1 protein-coding gene is annotated in these 401 nt (G+C 74.1%); it reads right to left on the bottom strand.

Annotation, left to right across the window (positions count from 1 at the left end; all coding sequences use genetic code 11):
• The coding region (locus G3I60_RS44215; protein WP_164608603.1) for a PP2C family protein-serine/threonine phosphatase at positions 1-401 on the bottom strand (401 nt) is incomplete at both ends.

The raw sequence follows: 401 nt of genomic DNA, 5'->3' as shown, positions 1-401 counted from the left end.
GCTCCACCAGCCCGTCCGTGTAGAGCAGGAGCACGCCGCCCGGGACCGTCGGGCGGGTGAGCGTCGTATAGCTGCCGAATCCGGTGCCCAGGGGCGGGCCGACCGGGATCTCGACGAGGCCGACCGTGCCGTCCGGGGAGAGGAAGGCGGGCGGGAGATGGCCGGCGTTCGCGTAGGACACCGTCTGCCGGACGGGATCCTCCAGGGCCAGCAGACAGGTGGCGACCCGGTCGAACCCGGAGTCGGCGACCGTGCGGTCGGCGTGCGTGAGCAGCAGGTGCGGGGCGAGGCCCGCCATGGCCAGGGCGCGCAGCGCGGAGCGGTAGTGGCTCATCGCGACGGCGGCCTCGACTCCGTGCCCCATGACGTCCCCGATGACCAGCAGCTTCCGGCCGTCGGGC

The organism is Streptomyces sp. SID13666 (assembly GCF_010548325.1).
In the GTDB taxonomy this organism is placed as follows: domain Bacteria; phylum Actinomycetota; class Actinomycetes; order Streptomycetales; family Streptomycetaceae; genus Actinacidiphila; species Actinacidiphila fildesensis.
This window is presented reverse-complemented; position numbering and strand designations above follow the sequence as displayed.